Below are 218 nucleotides of genomic sequence, written 5' to 3' on the forward strand. Positions count from 1 at the left end.
TGGGATAAGGGAATGGACTTTAAAAGAGTTCCTTGGGATGAAAGTCAAGTTACTCTTCCTTCTGGTGTAATTACGGCTATTGAGACAGCTTTATTAACAGAAGTGAATTTACCGTGGTTTACAACGTATTTATCGGCGACCTTTAAAGGATCCCTTTCTGTTATTACAGACTTTATTCATACTTGGACCTCAGAAGAGGATCAACATTCGAATTTATT

General features: G+C 37.2%; 1 pseudogene. It reads left to right on the forward strand.

Going from position 1 to position 218, the window contains the following annotated elements:
• Positions 1-218, forward strand: a pseudogene (locus AC0IXC_RS29470) (acyl-ACP desaturase); the annotation flags it as partial.

It is taken from the genome of Bacillus sp. AC266 (genome assembly GCF_979253805.1).